Annotated in this window: 12 protein-coding genes; all 12 read left to right on the forward strand. The window is 60.3% G+C overall.

What is annotated here, in order from left to right:
* Positions 1 to 272: 272 nt before the first annotated feature.
* The 12 genes from E1297_RS27895 to cysG all read left to right on the forward strand — a co-directional run bounded on the left by E1297_RS27895 (position 273) and on the right by cysG (position 15,670).
* Positions 273 to 860, forward strand: coding sequence for an ANTAR domain-containing response regulator (locus E1297_RS27895; RefSeq protein ID WP_155144021.1), 588 nt, complete (start codon positions 273 to 275; stop codon positions 858 to 860).
* Between the two features lie 59 nt (positions 861 to 919).
* Positions 920 to 2,032 carry a CmpA/NrtA family ABC transporter substrate-binding protein gene (locus E1297_RS27900; protein ID WP_155144023.1) on the forward strand — a complete coding sequence of 371 codons (1,113 nt, stop codon included), beginning with the start codon at positions 920 to 922 and terminating at the stop codon, positions 2,030 to 2,032.
* A 385-nt stretch (positions 2,033 to 2,417) separates the two neighbouring features.
* On the forward strand, positions 2,418 to 3,800 hold the full coding sequence (locus E1297_RS27905; RefSeq protein WP_155144132.1) for a CmpA/NrtA family ABC transporter substrate-binding protein: 1,383 nt from the start codon (positions 2,418 to 2,420) through the stop codon (positions 3,798 to 3,800).
* Positions 3,801 to 3,928: 128 nt separating this feature from the next.
* Positions 3,929 to 5,011 (forward strand): ABC transporter permease, encoded by a 1,083-nt coding sequence (locus E1297_RS27910; protein ID WP_155144025.1) that lies wholly within the window; start codon positions 3,929 to 3,931, stop codon positions 5,009 to 5,011.
* A 10-nt stretch (positions 5,012 to 5,021) separates the two neighbouring features.
* The gene (locus tag E1297_RS27915) at positions 5,022 to 6,782 is read left to right on the forward strand and encodes an ABC transporter ATP-binding protein (RefSeq protein WP_155144027.1); all 1,761 of its coding nucleotides are present in this window, start codon (positions 5,022 to 5,024) and stop codon (positions 6,780 to 6,782) included.
* A gap of 32 nt (positions 6,783 to 6,814) precedes the next feature.
* Positions 6,815 to 7,240, forward strand: a complete 426-nt coding sequence (locus E1297_RS27920) for a globin family protein (RefSeq protein ID WP_155144029.1) — start codon at positions 6,815 to 6,817, stop codon at positions 7,238 to 7,240.
* 4 nt (positions 7,241 to 7,244) lie between these two features.
* A complete protein-coding gene (nirB, locus tag E1297_RS27925) occupies positions 7,245 to 9,698 on the forward strand; it encodes a nitrite reductase large subunit NirB (protein ID WP_155144031.1) in 2,454 nt (817 codons plus the stop codon).
* Positions 9,695 to 10,036: a nitrite reductase small subunit NirD gene (gene nirD / locus E1297_RS27930; protein WP_155144033.1), complete on the forward strand. Its 342-nt coding sequence runs from the start codon at positions 9,695 to 9,697 to the stop codon at positions 10,034 to 10,036. The genes nirB and nirD overlap by 4 nt, the downstream gene beginning before the upstream one ends.
* A 28-nt stretch (positions 10,037 to 10,064) precedes the next feature.
* The gene (locus E1297_RS27935; RefSeq protein WP_155144035.1) at positions 10,065 to 10,913 is read left to right on the forward strand and encodes a formate/nitrite transporter family protein; all 849 of its coding nucleotides are present in this window, start codon (positions 10,065 to 10,067) and stop codon (positions 10,911 to 10,913) included.
* A 130-nt stretch (positions 10,914 to 11,043) separates the two neighbouring features.
* Positions 11,044 to 11,493 carry a cyanase gene (gene cynS, locus E1297_RS27940; protein ID WP_155144036.1) on the forward strand — a complete coding sequence of 150 codons (450 nt, stop codon included), beginning with the start codon at positions 11,044 to 11,046 and terminating at the stop codon, positions 11,491 to 11,493.
* A gap of 21 nt (positions 11,494 to 11,514) precedes the next feature.
* Positions 11,515 to 14,199 (forward strand): nitrate reductase, encoded by a 2,685-nt coding sequence (locus E1297_RS27945; protein ID WP_155144038.1) that lies wholly within the window; start codon positions 11,515 to 11,517, stop codon positions 14,197 to 14,199.
* Positions 14,171 to 15,670, forward strand: a complete 1,500-nt coding sequence (cysG, locus tag E1297_RS27950) for a siroheme synthase CysG (RefSeq protein WP_155144041.1) — start codon at positions 14,171 to 14,173, stop codon at positions 15,668 to 15,670. Before E1297_RS27945 ends, cysG begins: the two co-directional genes overlap by 29 nt.
* Positions 15,671 to 15,683: the final 13 nt, after the last annotated feature.

Genomic DNA, 15,683 nt, shown 5'->3' on the forward strand with positions numbered 1-15,683 from the left:
TGAAATTCCCGTTCAATCCCGATGACGCCGACAATATCCCGCTGCCAACGCTTTGAGGATCTGGGCAATATTAACCATGTGAAAATACTTTTTCTTACGTTTCAGATTTTTTGTTTCCCGCATGCAAAAAATATACTTCCGTTGTTCGCGCCAATGATCACTTTTATTTCTGCGCTGTTCCCGGTGTCCCGGTTTCGGAAACCTCGCAAGATCTGTTTTTCGCGTTGCAGCAAATATATTGCATAAAAAATGACCCTGCGCATAATGCGGGCATGAGCGGCGGGCTATCGATTCTGGTCATAGATGACAACAAGATCCGGGCATCCATCATTGAAGAGGGATTGCGCGATGCCGGGCATGACCGGGTCATTGTCGTTAGCCACGTAGACGGGCTGGTGCGGCAGATTGCGGAGATCAATCCGGATGTCATTGTCATAGATCTGGAAAACCCTAACCGGGACCAGCTGGAACACATGTTCCAGGTCTCGCGGGCGGTGCGCCGGCCGATCGCGATGTTTGTCGACAGGGCGGACAGCCGGTCGATCGAGGCAGCGGTTGATGCCGGCGTGTCGGCTTATGTGGTCGACGGGCTCAAGCGCGAGCGCGTAAAGCCCATTCTCGACATGGCGATCAGCCGGTTCCGCGCGTTCTCGAAACTGGCGAAAGATCTTGAGGACGCCCGCACCGAACTGGCCGACCGCAAGACCATCGATCGGGCCAAGGGCATCCTGATGTCCTCAAAGGGTTTGTCGGAGCAGGATGCCTATACGCTTCTGCGACGGACGGCCATGAACCAGAACCGGAAGATCATCGAAGTGGCGCAAGGCCTTGTGATCGCCAGTGGCCTGCTGGTGGAGTGAGTGTTGTTGACCTTGAAACCCGGCCGGGGAAGAGCTGGCAGACAGGGGAGCGGAGGAAAATGGAGACGTATCTGACACCTGTCATCGCCGGTTTTATTCCGCTGCTGGATAGCGCCGTCCTGATCGCCGCGCGGGAAAAGGGGTTTGCAGCGCGTGAAGGCATCGAATTGAAGCTTTTCCGTGAGACTTCATGGGCCAATATTCGGGACCGGATTGCCGTCGGGCAATTTGATGTCGCGCATATGCTTGCGCCCATGCCGATTGCCGCAAGCCTCCACCTGACCAGTCTGGCTGTCCCCATGCTGGCGCCGATGGTGTTGGGCCTCGGCGGAAACGCCATCACCGTTGCGGCGGATCTTTGGCAGGCCATGACCCTGCATGATGCGGACCGGGAAGGGGACCCGGCTTCGACGGGCCGGGCACTTGCCAGGCTGATTGAAACGCGCAAGGCAAAGGGGCAAGGCCGCCTGCGCTTTGCCGTCGTACATCCCTTTTCCGGGCATGCTTACGAATTGCGCTACTGGCTTGCAGCGGCCGGGCTGGATCCGGATGCGGATGTCGAGATTTCGGTTCTTGCGCCGCAGCTGATGCCCGATGCGCTCGCCTCCGGTCAACTGGATGGATATTGCGTCGGTGAACCGTGGAACACGGCCGCAGTCAAGGCGGGAACGGGGCGGATCGCCACCTACAAGCAGGCAATCTGGCCGGACAGCCCGGAAAAGGTACTTGGTGTTACCCGCAATTGGGCAGAAGCCCATCCGGTTACACTGTCGGCTCTCCTGCGCGCCATGTCGGCTGCAGCAGACTGGTGTGCAGAACAGAAGAATGTACGCGATCTTGCCCGGCTTCTGGCGCGTCCGGACTATCTTGCGTGTCCCGAAGAGATATGCCTTCCAGCCCTTCAGGGCGAGATGCGTTTCGGCCAGAGAACGGAGAAGTTCATTCCGGATTTCCTGACCCTTTCCGGTGGGGCGAAGGCGGCTCCCTCTCCGGCGCAGGGGCTGTGGTTCTATGACCAGATGCTCCGGTGGGGGCAAGCCAAGGCGGCGGCCGGGCACCGCGATGAAGTGTCCGAAATCTTCTCGCCGGCCCTCTACCGTTCGGCTCTGCAACTTGACGGGGTCAAAGAGCGCCGTATGGCGCGTCTGTTCGACATGCCGGTGGTCGAATGAGCCAAAAAGTCTGTGCTTGTGTGTTCAGGGCCTGTTTACTGCGCTGCACAAAATGACGCCAATTGCTCTGCTTCTGGGCCAAGAATTCGTGCAAAGCTTATGAGGGTGATTTTTCAGAAAAACTTCACGCAATTGATTTTAAATAAGAATTTATAATTACCTGAGTTGGCACGTGTTGTGCTTTCTAATTCGTAAGGCCAACGCTGGCCATACCGATATTGCGCCCACAGCCGGGTGCCCAGGCAAAGCCGCCGTTCCGATCTGCGCTTCCTCCCAAAGTGCGCGGATTGTGACGGCGGCTTTTTTTGTTTTTGGGCCTGCGCGGATCGTTCCGGCGCGGGCGGGACGAGGGGAACAGGACGTGACACTGGATTATACTTTCAAGATGACCCGAGGGGCCGCATGTGCCGCCTTGATGGTTGCCACTGTGATGGTTCCGGCCTCTGCAGCCTTTGCGGATATGCTCGACGTCGAAAAGGACGAGTTGACCTTCGGCTTCATCAAGCTCACGGACATGGCGCCGCTCGCGATTGCCTACGAAATGGGCTATTTCGAGGATGAAGGCCTGTTTGTTACATTGGAGCCGCAGGCCAACTGGAAGGTTTTGCTTGACCGGGTGATCACCGGCGAACTGGACGGCGCCCATATGCTGGCGGGCCAACCGCTTGCAGCGACCATCGGTTTCGGTACCAAGGCGCATATCGTGACGCCGTTTTCCATGGACCTCAACGGCAACGGCATCACCGTCTCCAACGAGATCTGGGAGATGATGAAGCCGCATCTCGAGATGCAGGAAGACGGCAAGCCCATGCATCCGATCAAGGCGGATGCGCTGAAACCGATCGTTGATCAGTTCATTGATGAAGGCAAGCCCTTCACCATGGGCATGGTGTTCCCGGTGTCGACGCATAATTACGAGCTGCGGTACTGGCTTGCCTCCGGTGACATTCATCCGGGGTTTTACTCCGAAACCGATATTTCCGGACAGATCCAGGCGGATGCGCTTTTGTCTGTAACACCGCCGCCGCAAATGCCAGCGACGCTCGAGGCCGGTACCATCTACGGTTATTGCGTCGGCGAGCCATGGAATCAGCAGGCGGTTTTCAAGGGGATCGGCGTTCCGGTTATCACCGATTACGAGATCTGGAAGAACAACCCGGAAAAGGTGTTCGGCCTTACCAAGGAATTCACGCAAGACTACCCGAACACGACGCTGGCCATCACCAAGGCCCTGATCCGGGCCGCAAAGTGGCTCGATGAGAACGGCAATGCCAACCGCATGGACGCAGTCGAGATCCTGTCCCGGCCGGAATATGTCGGTGCGGACGCGGAAGTGATCGCCAACTCCATGACCGGCACTTTCGAATATGAGAAGGGCGACAAGCGTGACGTTCCCGACTTCAACGTCTTCTACCGGTACTACGCGACCTATCCCTATTACTCCGATGCGGTCTGGTACCTGACCCAGATGCGCCGTTGGGGCCAGATCCCGGAGCACAAGCCGGACAGCTGGTATGACGAGGTCGCCAAGTCTGTCTATCAGCCGGAAATCTATCTGACCGCGGCGCGCATGCTGGTCGAGGAAGGGCATGTGGCGGAGGCCGATTTCCCTTGGGAGAGCGACGGGTACCGTGCGCCGACACAGGCATCCGACATCATCGACGGCGTTCCTTACGACGGCAAGCAGCCGAACGCCTATATCGACAGCCTCTCCATTGGTCTGAAGAGCATGCAGACCGTCGAAGGCTCGGATGTGATCGGCGGCTGATCCTTCCGTCCCCGGCCGACGTCATCCCGGCTCCCGGCTTCGCTTGGCCGGGATGACGCCGAGGGGAGACTGAATGAACACCGAAGCTGCCAACCGACCAGACCCACAAAGACAACAGGGATGCCACGATGGCCAACGCCGACACCGCCAGGTCCGCCGATCTTGCCGCGACCGCGCGAAAGGAAAAACTCTTCACCTTCATCAACAAGGCCGGTGGCTGGCTGGATGCGCTCGGGTTTTCGTGGCTTGTGCCGTTGCTCAAGATGGCAGCGGGCGACAATCCGAAAGAGCAGTTGGGCGAACTGAAACGGGTGTTGCTGATCCCGCTTCTGGGTATTGCCTCCTTCGTGATGCTCTGGGCGGTTCTTGCGCCTCAGGTCCAGACCTCGCTCGGCGCCGTGCCCGGGCCGGTTCACGTCTGGGAGCAGGCCGGAAACCTGTGGGATGATCACGTGCGGCAGCGCGAAAAGGCAGCCGCCTTCTACCAGCGACAGGAAGACCGCAACGCCAAGCTGGAAGCCGCCGGCAAGACCGACCGGATCAAGTGGCGCAGCTACACCGGTGCGCCGACTTATATCGACCAGATCGGAACGTCGCTGAAGACGGTCGGGCTCGGGTTTCTGATTGCAACGATCATCGCCGTGCCGCTCGGCATTGCCTCGGGCCTGTCGCGGTCAATCAACGGGGCGATCAATCCGCTGATCCAGATCTTCAAGCCGGTATCGCCGCTTGCCTGGCTTCCGATCGTCACGATGATCGTGTCGGCCGCCTATGCAAACCCTTACGACTGGCTGTCCAAGTCCCTGCTGATTTCGGCGGTCACCGTCACGCTTTGCTCCATGTGGCCGACCCTGATCAACACGGCCCTCGGAGTGGCTTCGGTCGACAAGGACCTGATGAATGTCGGGCGGGTGCTGCAGCTGCCGACGTGGAAGACGATCACAAAACTCGTTCTGCCCTCGTCCCTGCCGTTGATCTTCACCGGTCTGCGTCTGTCCCTGGGCGTGGGCTGGATGGTGCTGATTGCTGCCGAAATGCTCGCTCAGAACCCGGGTCTCGGCAAGTTCGTCTGGGACGAATTCCAGAACGGGTCTTCACAGTCGCTTGCCAAGATCATGGTCGCGGTTCTGACCATTGGCCTGATCGGCTTCATGCTCGACCGGCTGATGTTTGCCCTGCAGCGCGCCTTTACTTTCAGCGCCAATCGCTAGGGAGCCGGACATGTCCTTTCTGGAAATTTCCAATCTGTCAAAGTCCTATGGCGAAGGACCCGGACGCACGGACGTTCTCGGCAACATCAACCTGAAGGTCGAGGACGGTGAATTCATCGCGATTGTCGGTTTTTCCGGGACAGGAAAGACCACACTGATCTCCCTGCTTGCGGGTCTGATCGAACCTGATACCGGCGGGATCGTTTTCAAGGGCAAGGAAATCGACGGACCGGGTCCGGACCGGGGCGTGGTGTTTCAGTCCTATTCCCTGATGCCCTGGTTATCGGTCACGGGGAATGTGGCACTGGCTGTCGACAGCGTCTTCAGGAAAAAGCCGGCCCGCGAGCGCAAGGCGATCTGTGACAGGTATATCGACATGGTCGGTCTCGCCCATGCCCGGGATCGCAAACCGGCGGAGCTTTCCGGCGGCATGCGCCAGCGGGTGGCAGTGGCGCGGGCGCTTGCGATGCAGCCGGACCTGCTGCTTCTGGACGAACCGCTTTCCGCCCTTGATGCGCTGACGCGGGCCAAGCTTCAGGACGAGTTCGCTGCGATTTGCGAGCAGGAGAAGAAGACCATTGTCCTGATCACCAATGATGTCGACGAGGCAATCCTGCTCGCCGACCGGATCATCCCCCTGAAGCCGGGCACCCCCGCGACATTGGGGCCGGAGTTCAAGGTATCGTTCAAGCGCCCGCGTGACCGCGGCGAGCTCAATCATGATGAGGATTTCATCAGGTTGCGCGCCGGCATCACCGAGTATCTGATGGCGGTGGGGGCCGAACGTGGCGCGGATCTGGAACGCGATATCCGACTGCCGGACATTGTGCCGATTACCCAAAGGGGCAAACCTACCGAAAGGCTGCCCGCAGCCTATGAACGCGCAGCCGGGGCCGTAACGGAAGACCGTTATCTGGAGTTTTCGCAGCTGAAGAAAGTTTACCCGACACCCAAGGGGCCGCTCACGGTGGTCGACGGGTTCGAGTTGAAAATGCAGAAGGGTGAATTCACTACCCTGATCGGGCATTCCGGCTGTGGCAAGTCGACGGTTCTGAACATGGTCGCAGGGCTCAACCCGATCACCGAAGGCGCCATCATTCTTGACGGTACGCACGTGACGCGGGCCGGACCGGACCGGGCCGTGGTGTTTCAATCGCCGAGCCTGATGCCGTGGCTGACAGCCTATGAAAATGTCGCGCTGGGCGTCGACAAGGTCTACCCGGATGCGTCACGGGCCGAAAAACGCGATGTGATCGAGTATTACCTCGCAAAGGTCGGGCTCGTAGACGCCATGGACAAGGCGGCGGCCGATCTTTCGAATGGGATGAAACAGCGGGTCGGGATCGCGCGGGCCTTTGCCTTGTCGCCGAAACTGCTCCTGCTCGACGAGCCGTTCGGCATGCTCGACAGCCTGACCCGATGGGAGCTTCAGGACGTTCTGATGGATGTCTGGAAGCGCACCGAGGTGACTGCGATCTGTGTCACACATGACGTCGACGAGGCGATCCTGCTGGCCGACCGGGTGGTGATGATGTCGAACGGCCCGAATGCCCGGATCGGCAATATCATGGAGGTGGATCTGCCGCGCCCGCGTTCCCGCAAGGCGTTGCTCGCCCATCCCGACTACTACGCCTACCGCGAAGAGCTGCTCGATTTCCTCGAAGCCTATGAAGGCGGAGCAGATCCGAGTGCCGACCAGCTTCAATCCATTCAGACAAAAAGAGCAGCCCGCATGGCCCGTCAGAAGGCCGTGTCAGAGGCCGCCGAATGATCTTGTCCAGAGACGGAAAAAAGGAGCAGAAAATGACGCCAGACCAGATCCAGCTTGTCCAGTCTTCCTTCGCCAAGGTCAAGCCGATTGCCGATGACGCGGCGAGCCTGTTTTACGGCCGCCTGTTCGAAATCGCGCCCGAGGTCAAGCCGTTCTTCAAGACAGATCTGCGGGATCAGGGGCGCAAGCTGATGGCGACACTCGGTGTGGTCGTCAACGGTCTGTCGGATCCGGAGACGATCCTGCCGGCGGCGAGAAACCTGGCCGTCCGCCACATCGATTACGGCGTTCGCAGGGAGCATTACGCGCCTGTCGGGGCGGCTTTGCTTTGGACTCTCGAAAAAGGTCTTGGCGAAGCCTTTGATCCGGAAACCAAAAGTGCATGGGAAGAGGCCTACGCGACAATTGCCGGCGTCATGATCGAAGCCGCCTATCCCAAACTTGAAGCGGCGGAGTAGGGCGATGGGCAAACCGAAACTGGTCATCATTGGCAATGGCATGGCGCCGGGCCGGATGCTGGAACACCTGTTCGAGAAGGACAGGGACGCCTATGACGTAACGATTTTCAATGCCGAGCCGCGGGTGAACTACAACCGGCTGATGCTGTCGCCGGTCCTGTCGGGCGAAAAGACCTACGAAGACATCATCACCCATGACGAGAACTGGTACGCGGAGCATTCCGTCACGCTGCACAAGGCGGCCAGGATCACGCAGATCGACCGGACCGCAAAGACTGTTTCGTCGGATACCGGCATCACGGCCGGCTATGACAAGCTGGTGGTTGCGACAGGCTCCAGCCCCTTCATCATCCCGCTACCGGGCAAGGATCTTGAGGGGGTTCTGGCCTACCGGGATCTGGAGGATGTCGAAAAAATGCTGACAGCGGCAGAGCGGGGCGGGCGTGCTGTCGTTATCGGCGGTGGCCTTCTGGGACTGGAGGCCGCCGCCGGACTGAAGATGCGGGGGATGGACGTGACGGTCCTGCACCTGATGCCGACCCTGATGGAGCGGCAACTGGATCCGGCGGCCGGGTTCCTGCTGGAGGAGGAATTCAAACGCCGCGGCATCGAGGTGCGAACCAAAGCCAACAGCCACGAAATCGTCGATGACGGAACCGGCAAGGTGACGGCCATCCGCCTTGATGATGGCACGGAAATCGCGGCCAGCATCGTGGTGATGGCCGTTGGCATCCGCCCCTCGGCAGATCTGGCCAAGGCTGCAGGGCTTGAGACCGGGCGCGGGGTGCTGGTGGCTGACGACATGCGCACCAGCGACCCGGATATCTTTGCGCTGGGCGAATGCGTCGAGCACCGGGGCCAGTGTTATGGTCTTGTCGCTCCTCTCTATGACATGGCGCAGGTTCTGGCAGACAACCTTCTGGGTGGCGCTTTGAACTATACCGGCTCGGTGACGGCGACCAAGCTCAAGGTGACCGGGGTCGATCTTTATTCCGCGGGAGACTTTGCCGAAGGCCCGGATCGTTCGGAAATCGTGCTGCGCGATGCATCGGCGGGCGTCTACAAGCGGCTTGTGATCAAGGACGACCGGATCATCGGGGCGGTGCTTTACGGCGAGACCTCCGACGGTCCGTGGTTCTTCGATCTCCTGAAGAAGGGGACGGATGTCTCGGGCATGCGGGAGACACTGATCTTCGGTCAGGCCTATCAGGGGGGCGCCCCCCTGGACCCTACGGCGGCCGTTGCAGCCTTGCCGGATGATGCGGAAATCTGCGGCTGCAACGGCGTATGCAAGGGAACGATTGTCACGGCGATCAGGGACAGGGGGCTAACCACGCTGGACGATGTCCGGGCCCACACCAAGGCCTCCGCATCTTGCGGAACCTGTACGGGGCTGGTCGAACAGCTGATGCAGGTCACCTTGGGCGATGCCTACAATCCGGCAGCGGTGACGCCCATGTGCGGTTGCACGCATTTGGGGCACGATGATGTCCGGCGGCTGATCAAGTCGAAACAGCTCAAGACCATTCCAGCCGTGATGCAGGAACTCGAATGGACCTCTTCGGGCGGTTGCGCCAAGTGCCGTCCGGCCCTGAACTACTATCTCGTGTCCGACTGGCCGGACGAATATGCCGACGACTACCAGTCCCGTTTCATCAACGAGCGTGTGCATGCCAACATCCAGAAGGATGGCACCTATTCGGTGGTTCCGCGCATGTGGGGCGGTATGACCTCATCGACGGAACTGCGGGCGATTGCCGATGTGGTCGACAAGTTCAATATCCCGGCGGTGAAATGCACCGGCGGCCAGCGCATCGACATGCTGGGCATCAGCAAGGAAGACCTGCCCGCCGTTTGGGCGGACCTTGGCAAGGCCGGGTTCGTTTCCGGCCAGGCCTATGCCAAGGGCCTGCGCACGGTCAAAACCTGTGTCGGGTCCGACTGGTGCCGGTTCGGGACACAGGATTCGACCGGACTGGGCATCAAGCTGGAAAAGTTCATGTGGGGTTCCTGGACGCCTGCGAAACTGAAACTGGCGGTATCCGGCTGTCCGCGCAATTGCGCCGAGGCGACCTGCAAGGACATCGGCATCATCTGCGTCGATAGCGGTTACGAGATCCACTATGCCGGTGCTGCCGGTCTGGAGATCAAGGGCACCGAAGTGCTCTGTCAGGTTGCAACCGAAGACGAGGTCATCGAACATGTGGCCGCGCTCACCCAGATGTACCGGGAGCAGGGCCGTTATCTGGAGCGGATCTACAAATGGGCCAAGCGGATCGGCCTTGACGAGATCAAGCGCCAGATCGCCGGCGATCCGGCCCGGCGCAAGGCCTATTACGACCGGTTCGTCTTCTCCCAGAAATTCGCGCAAGTCGATCCCTGGTCGGAGCGTGTCTCCGGCAAGGACAAGCACGAGTTCAAGCCCTTGGCCGTTGTTTCCATGGAGGCTGCCGAATGACCGCCGATATCCGCAACTGGATTGAAGTCGGGATGCTTCAAGAAATCCCCCGCGAAGGCGCGCGTTGCGTCCGGAAGGGGGACATGACCATCGCTGTGTTCCGGACGGCTGACGATGACGTCTTCGCGCTGGAAGACAAATGCCCGCACAAGAACGGGCCGCTCAGCCAGGGGATCGTGCACGGGGGCTGCGTGACCTGCCCGCTGCACAACTGGGTGATTTCTCTCAAGACCGGTGCCGCCCAGGGTGCCGACGAGGGGCAGACCCAGGCCTTTCCGGTGAGGCTCGATCAGGGCCGGATCTTCATCGACCTGTCTTTCTCCCATGCCGTTGTCTGACGGACTTGAAGCCGTGAAAGGAATTTGAATGTCGTATGTTACTCCAAAGGAATTTGCCTCGAAAATGATCGAGGCCGGCGAGGCGAAGGTGCTCATGTCGACCAAGGACACCTTGATCCGCGCCTACATGGCCGGAGCGATCCTGGCGCTTGCCGCTGCCTTTGCCGTGACCATTGCGGTCAATACCGGCAATTTCCTCGTGGCATCGCTGCTGTTTCCGGTCGGGTTTTGCATGCTCTACCTGCTCGGCTTCGACCTGCTGACCGGGGTCTTCACCCTTGCGCCGCTCGCTCTTCTGGCAAAACGGCCCGGGGTCACCTGGGGCGGTGTCCTGCGGAACTGGGGCCTCGTCTTTATCGGCAATTTTGCAGGCGCCATGACCACGGCCGTTTTCATGGCGGTGATTTTCACGATGGGCTTCAGTCAAGAACCCAATGCTGTCGGTCAGAAACTCGGTGTCATCGGCGAAGCCCGGACCGTGGGATATGCCGAAGCCGGGGCGGCCGGAATGCTGACCGTGTTTATCCGCGCCGTGATGTGCAACTGGATGGTGTCGACCGGTGTCGTCGCGGCGATGATGTCCAGTTCCGTGTCCGGCAAGGTGATTGCCATGTGGATGCCGATCCTGGTGTTCTTCTATCTCGGCTTCGAGCATTCCATCGTGAACATGTTCCTGTTCCCGTCCGGGATCATGCTTGGCGGTCAGTTCACCTGGTTCGACTATCTCGCCTACAACGAAATCCCTGTGATCATTGGCAATCTGGTCGGCGGCCTGACCTTTGTCGGCGCGATGATCTACGCCACCCACTACAGAACCTCTCCGTCCCGTCCCGTCGAACCCGGGCATGTCCCGATCGCGGCAACGCCGGCGGAATAATGCGTCAGGCACTGCCGTTAACCCGGCAGGGCGTTTGAAGGGGCAAAGGCTTCTTCGGCTACTCAAACAAGCAAGACGGTATCTTGAAACCGGCGGTGCCGGTGTCTGGGGAGGTACCAAGGAGACAGGCATGACTGTATTGAACCGTGAAGATGTGACCGGGATGATCCTGGCATCCAAGCGCCAGGCCGGACTGACCTGGGAAAGCATTGCCGGAATGATTTCCATGTCGCCGGTCTGGACCCATTCCGCCTGTATGGGGATGAACGCAATGCCGGCCGGCAAGGCCCAGGCGCTAACGGAGGCGTTGGGGCTGCCACAGGAAGCGGCTCTCGTTCTTCAGGAAAGCCCGACCAAGATCTGGGAGCAAACCGTCCCGACAGACCCATGCATTTACCGGCTGTACGAGATCGTTGGCGTTTACGGGCCGACTATCAAGGCACTGATTCACGAGAAGTTCGGCGACGGCATCATGTCCGCGATCGACTTCGACATGTCGGTCGAAAAGGTGCCGCACCCGAAAGGAGACCGGGTGAAGGTCGAAATGTCCGGAAAATATCTCGCCTACAATGCCTGGTAACAACAAACGCGGGTGCGGAGCATGACCAACGGGCCAAATAGTGTCCGCACGACCTGCCCCTATTGCGGGGTTGGTTGCGGCATCGTCGCGACGCGGCACACCGATGGCAAGGTCGCAATCGAAGGGGATCGGGATCATCCGGCCAATTTCGGGCGTCTGTGTTCCAAGGGGTCGGCGCTGGGCGAAACCCTGTCGCCGGACGACCGGCTGCTTTGTCCGGAGATCAACGGTGCCCGGGCGGACTGGGACACCGCCCTTGACCTGGTCGCGCAAAAGTTCTCACAAGCGATTGCCAGGCATGGACCGGACAGTGTGGCGTTTTATGTCTCCGGCCAGATCCTCACCGAAGACTACTACGTGGCCAACAAACTGATGAAGGGCTTCATCGGGTCGGCCAACATTGATACCAATTCCCGCCTGTGCATGGCCTCGTCCGTTGCGGGCCACCGGCGGGCCTTCGGCAGTGATACGGTGCCCGGGACCTATCGTGATCTGGAGGCTTGTGACCTTCTGGTGCTGGTCGGGTCCAACCTCGCTTGGTGTCATCCGGTCCTGTTTCAGCGTGTCGAGGCCGCGAAAGCTCAAAACCGGAACATGCGGGTGGTGGTGATCGATCCGCGCGAGACCGCAACCTGCGCCATCGCGGATCTGCACCTTGCCTTGAAGCCGGACAGCGATGTGGCGCTGTTCAACGGTCTTTTGGCCTTTCTGTCGGAAACCGGCGCGCTGGATCGCGGCTACATCACCCGGCATACGCATGGCTTCGACGACGCATTGGCGTTAGCCGGACCATGCGAAATCAACCGGATCGCCGGAGAAACCGGGCTCGCGCCGCAGGCCATTGCAACTTTTTACGCGATGGTGGCACGCACGGAAAAAACCGTCACGGTTTACAGTCAGGGCGTCAATCAGTCCGTCACCGGGACCGACAAGGTCAACGCGATCATCAACACGCATCTGGCAACCGGGCGGATCGGCAAGCCAGGCATGGGACCGTTCTCCGTGACCGGCCAGCCCAATGCCATGGGCGGGCGCGAGGTCGGCGGACTGGCCAACATGCTGGCGGCCCATATGGCCCTTGAAAACCCGGATCACCGGGCACTGGTTCAGTCGTTCTGGAACAGCCCGGTGATCGCCGGCCGGCAAGGCCTTAAGGCAGTCGATCTGTTTCGGGCCGCAGGCGAGGGCCGGATCAAGGCACTGTGGATCATGGCGACCAATCCGGTCGACAGCCTGCCGGATGCCGATAGCGTTGCCGAGGCTCTGAAAACCTGCCCGTTTGTCGTCGTCTCGGACGTGACCCGTGCTGCCGATACGGTGGCCTATGCGGATGTTCTTCTGCCTTCGGCTGCCTGGGGTGAAAAGGACGGCACTGTCACGAACTCCGAGCGCCGGATTTCGCGCCAGAGAGCCTTTCTGGATCTGCCGGGGCAGGCGAAACCCGACTGGTGGCAGTTTTGTGAGGTGGCCCGCCGCATGGGGTTTGCGGAGGCGTTCGACTATCGCGGGCCGGACGCGATCTTCCGGGAGCATGCGGCCCTGTCGGGGCACGGCAACAATGGTGTGCGGGATTTCGACATCAGCGCCTTTGCAGACCTGGAGTCGTCCGGGTTTGATGCGCTGGATCCTGTACAATGGCCGCAGTCCGGTTCGGCCATGTGCGAGAGTGAAACGCGTTTTTTTGCCGAAGGCCGATTCTATACATCTGACCGCAAGGCCGCTTTTGTGCCGGTGGTCCGAAACAAGCTGCTGAAGACCGGCCGGCGGTTTCCGTTTGTGCTCAATACCGGCCGTATTCGTGATCAGTGGCACACCATGACGCGGACGGCCAAGACGCCCCGGCTGTTGTCGCATATTGCCGAACCCTTTGCCGAACTGCACCCGGAAGACGCTGAAAGCTTGAACATCAAGCCGGCCGATCTGGTTGAGGTCAAAAGTCCTTATGGGGCGGTGACTGTCCGCGCGCTGGTCAGCGGCCGGGCGCAAAAGGGGACGGTGTTCGTGCCGATGCACTGGACCGATCAAATGGCCTCAAACGGCCGGATTGACGCGGTGGTGGCTCCCGAAACGGATCCTGTTTCAGGGCAACCCGGTTCGAAGTTCACCCCTGTTGCCATACGGAAGCAGGAATTTTCCTGGTATGGCTTTGCGATCCTGCGGACCTGTCCGGAGGGGCCCGGTACCGACTACTGGGCGATTGCGCCCGCCGATGGCGGTTGGCGGCTCGAGATGGCGGGCCGGGAAAAGGCGGACCTTCGGGCTTTGTCGGAGCGGTTATTAAACGCGCACGACGCGGTTTTGCATCTGGAAGACCCGGACACCGGCACATTTCGGGCGGCAGGATGGGCGGGCGGCCAGCTTATGGGGGCGGTCTTCTTTGCACCCAGGCCGGTAGCGGTCTCGCGGCAATGGGCTTGCGGATTGTTGACAGCCGTTGATTGTTCCCCGAACGAGCGTTTCAGGGTTCTGGCAGGGCGTGCACCGGCCGACTTGCCGGATCCCGGCGCGATCGTCTGTTCCTGTTTTCAGATCGGTTGCAACCAGATCGCCGCAGCAGCGCGGAATGGAGCCGGCACGGTTCAGGCAATCGGACAAGAACTCAAGGCCGGCACCAATTGCGGGTCTTGCCGGTCCGAAATCCAGACCCTACTCGATACCATCAATGGGGAAACGGCAGATGAAGCCAGAATCGCGCAAGCCGGTTGAAATCAGCTCCAAACGGCGTCCGGCGCGGGTCGAAGCGCTTGCGGCGCTGCCGTTGTTCTTTCCGTTGGAGGGCCGCAAGGTGGTGCTCGCCGGGGGGACCGAGGCAGCCGCATGGAAGGCCGAATTGCTGGCGGCCGCCGGAGCCGAGGTCCATGTCTATGCGGATCGGCTCGATGAGGTTTTTGAGGCTTTGTTTGCAAGAGGAAGCGTCAAGGGAGCGTTCGTGCATCATCAGCGGCTCTGGAGCCCGGAATGTCTTGCCGGAGCGGTGCTGGCAGTCGCGGATGCCAATACGGAAGGCGAAGCGCAGGCGTTTTACTGCGCGGCCAAAACAGCCGGGATTCCGGTCAACATTATCGACAATCCAAAATTTTGCGGGTTTCAGTTCGGGTCGATTGTCAACCGGTCGCCAGTGGTAATCGGGATCTCGACCAATGGTGTTGCCCCGATACTCGGGCAGGCCATCCGCCGCAAGATCGAGACCCTGTTGCCCAATGCCTTGCAGGATTGGGCAGCCCTTGCTGGCCGCCTCCGGGCACGGGTGCTGTCAACGCTTGAAGCAGGTGCGGAACGGCGCCGGTTCTGGGAGCGGTTTTGCGATCTCGCCTTTTCTTCAAAGCCGGTTCAAGCAGCTCCAACGGAGCTTGAAGCGTTGTTTGACAAGTGTGGCACACCGCAGGCCGGGCGCGTGACGCTGGTCGGAGCCGGGCCGGGGGATGCGGAACACCTGACATTGAAAGCCATGCGTGCGCTGCAAAGCGCGGATGTGATCCTGTTTGACGATCTTGTCGACGATTCCGTTCTGGAGCTTGCACGCCGGGAAGCCAAGCGCTTGCTGGTCGGCAAACGCGGCGGCCGGGAAAGCTGCCGTCAGGAAGACATCAATGACATGATGGTGACGCTCGCGCGGCAAGGCAAACATGTCGTGCGCCTGAAATCCGGCGATCCGATGATTTTCGGGCGCGCCGGGGAAGAGCTTGAGAGACTGGAGCGCGAAGGCATCGCGGCCTCAGTGGTTCCGGGCATCACGGCGGCATCAGCGATGGCGGCGGAACTTGGAATTTCCCTGACCCATCGCGATCATGCCCAATCGGTCCGGTTTGTCACCGGGCATTCCCGCAAGGGGGATCTGCCGGAAACCGTCGACTGGCGGGGCCTTGCCGACCCGGTGACCACCACGGTCTTTTACATGGGCGGACGCATGGCCGGCCGGATCAGCGCGCGTCTGATTGCGCAGGGGCGCAAACCGGATACTCCGGTTCGCGTCACGACCAGTGTTTCACGGGACATGTCCCGCACCTGGTCCGGGGTCCTTTCGGAACTGGAGGACGGAGTGGGCTCTTTACCGTCAGACGAACCTGTTTTGATCGCCATTGGCGAGGTGTTTTCAAATCGAAGGATGCGGGAAGAGTGTCGGAGTTTCCCAATCGCGCATCCGCCGGGGGCTGCAATGGCTGGCCGGCCGCAATAGTCCTTGGTCCGCA

The organism is Roseibium sp. RKSG952 (assembly GCF_009711355.1).

Coding starts and splice junctions, on each gene's coding strand:
- E1297_RS27895 (WP_155144021.1), top strand. CDS start 273: ATGAGCGGCGGGCTATCGATTCTGGTCATAGATGACAACAAGATCCGG.
- E1297_RS27900 (WP_155144023.1), top strand. CDS start 920: ATGGAGACGTATCTGACACCTGTCATCGCCGGTTTTATTCCGCTGCTG.
- E1297_RS27905 (WP_155144132.1), top strand. CDS start 2,418: ATGACCCGAGGGGCCGCATGTGCCGCCTTGATGGTTGCCACTGTGATG.
- E1297_RS27910 (WP_155144025.1), top strand. CDS start 3,929: ATGGCCAACGCCGACACCGCCAGGTCCGCCGATCTTGCCGCGACCGCG.
- E1297_RS27915 (WP_155144027.1), top strand. CDS start 5,022: ATGTCCTTTCTGGAAATTTCCAATCTGTCAAAGTCCTATGGCGAAGGA.
- E1297_RS27920 (WP_155144029.1), top strand. CDS start 6,815: ATGACGCCAGACCAGATCCAGCTTGTCCAGTCTTCCTTCGCCAAGGTC.
- nirB (WP_155144031.1), top strand. CDS start 7,245: ATGGGCAAACCGAAACTGGTCATCATTGGCAATGGCATGGCGCCGGGC.
- nirD (WP_155144033.1), top strand. CDS start 9,695: ATGACCGCCGATATCCGCAACTGGATTGAAGTCGGGATGCTTCAAGAA.
- E1297_RS27935 (WP_155144035.1), top strand. CDS start 10,065: ATGTCGTATGTTACTCCAAAGGAATTTGCCTCGAAAATGATCGAGGCC.
- cynS (WP_155144036.1), top strand. CDS start 11,044: ATGACTGTATTGAACCGTGAAGATGTGACCGGGATGATCCTGGCATCC.
- E1297_RS27945 (WP_155144038.1), top strand. CDS start 11,515: ATGACCAACGGGCCAAATAGTGTCCGCACGACCTGCCCCTATTGCGGG.
- cysG (WP_155144041.1), top strand. CDS start 14,171: ATGAAGCCAGAATCGCGCAAGCCGGTTGAAATCAGCTCCAAACGGCGT.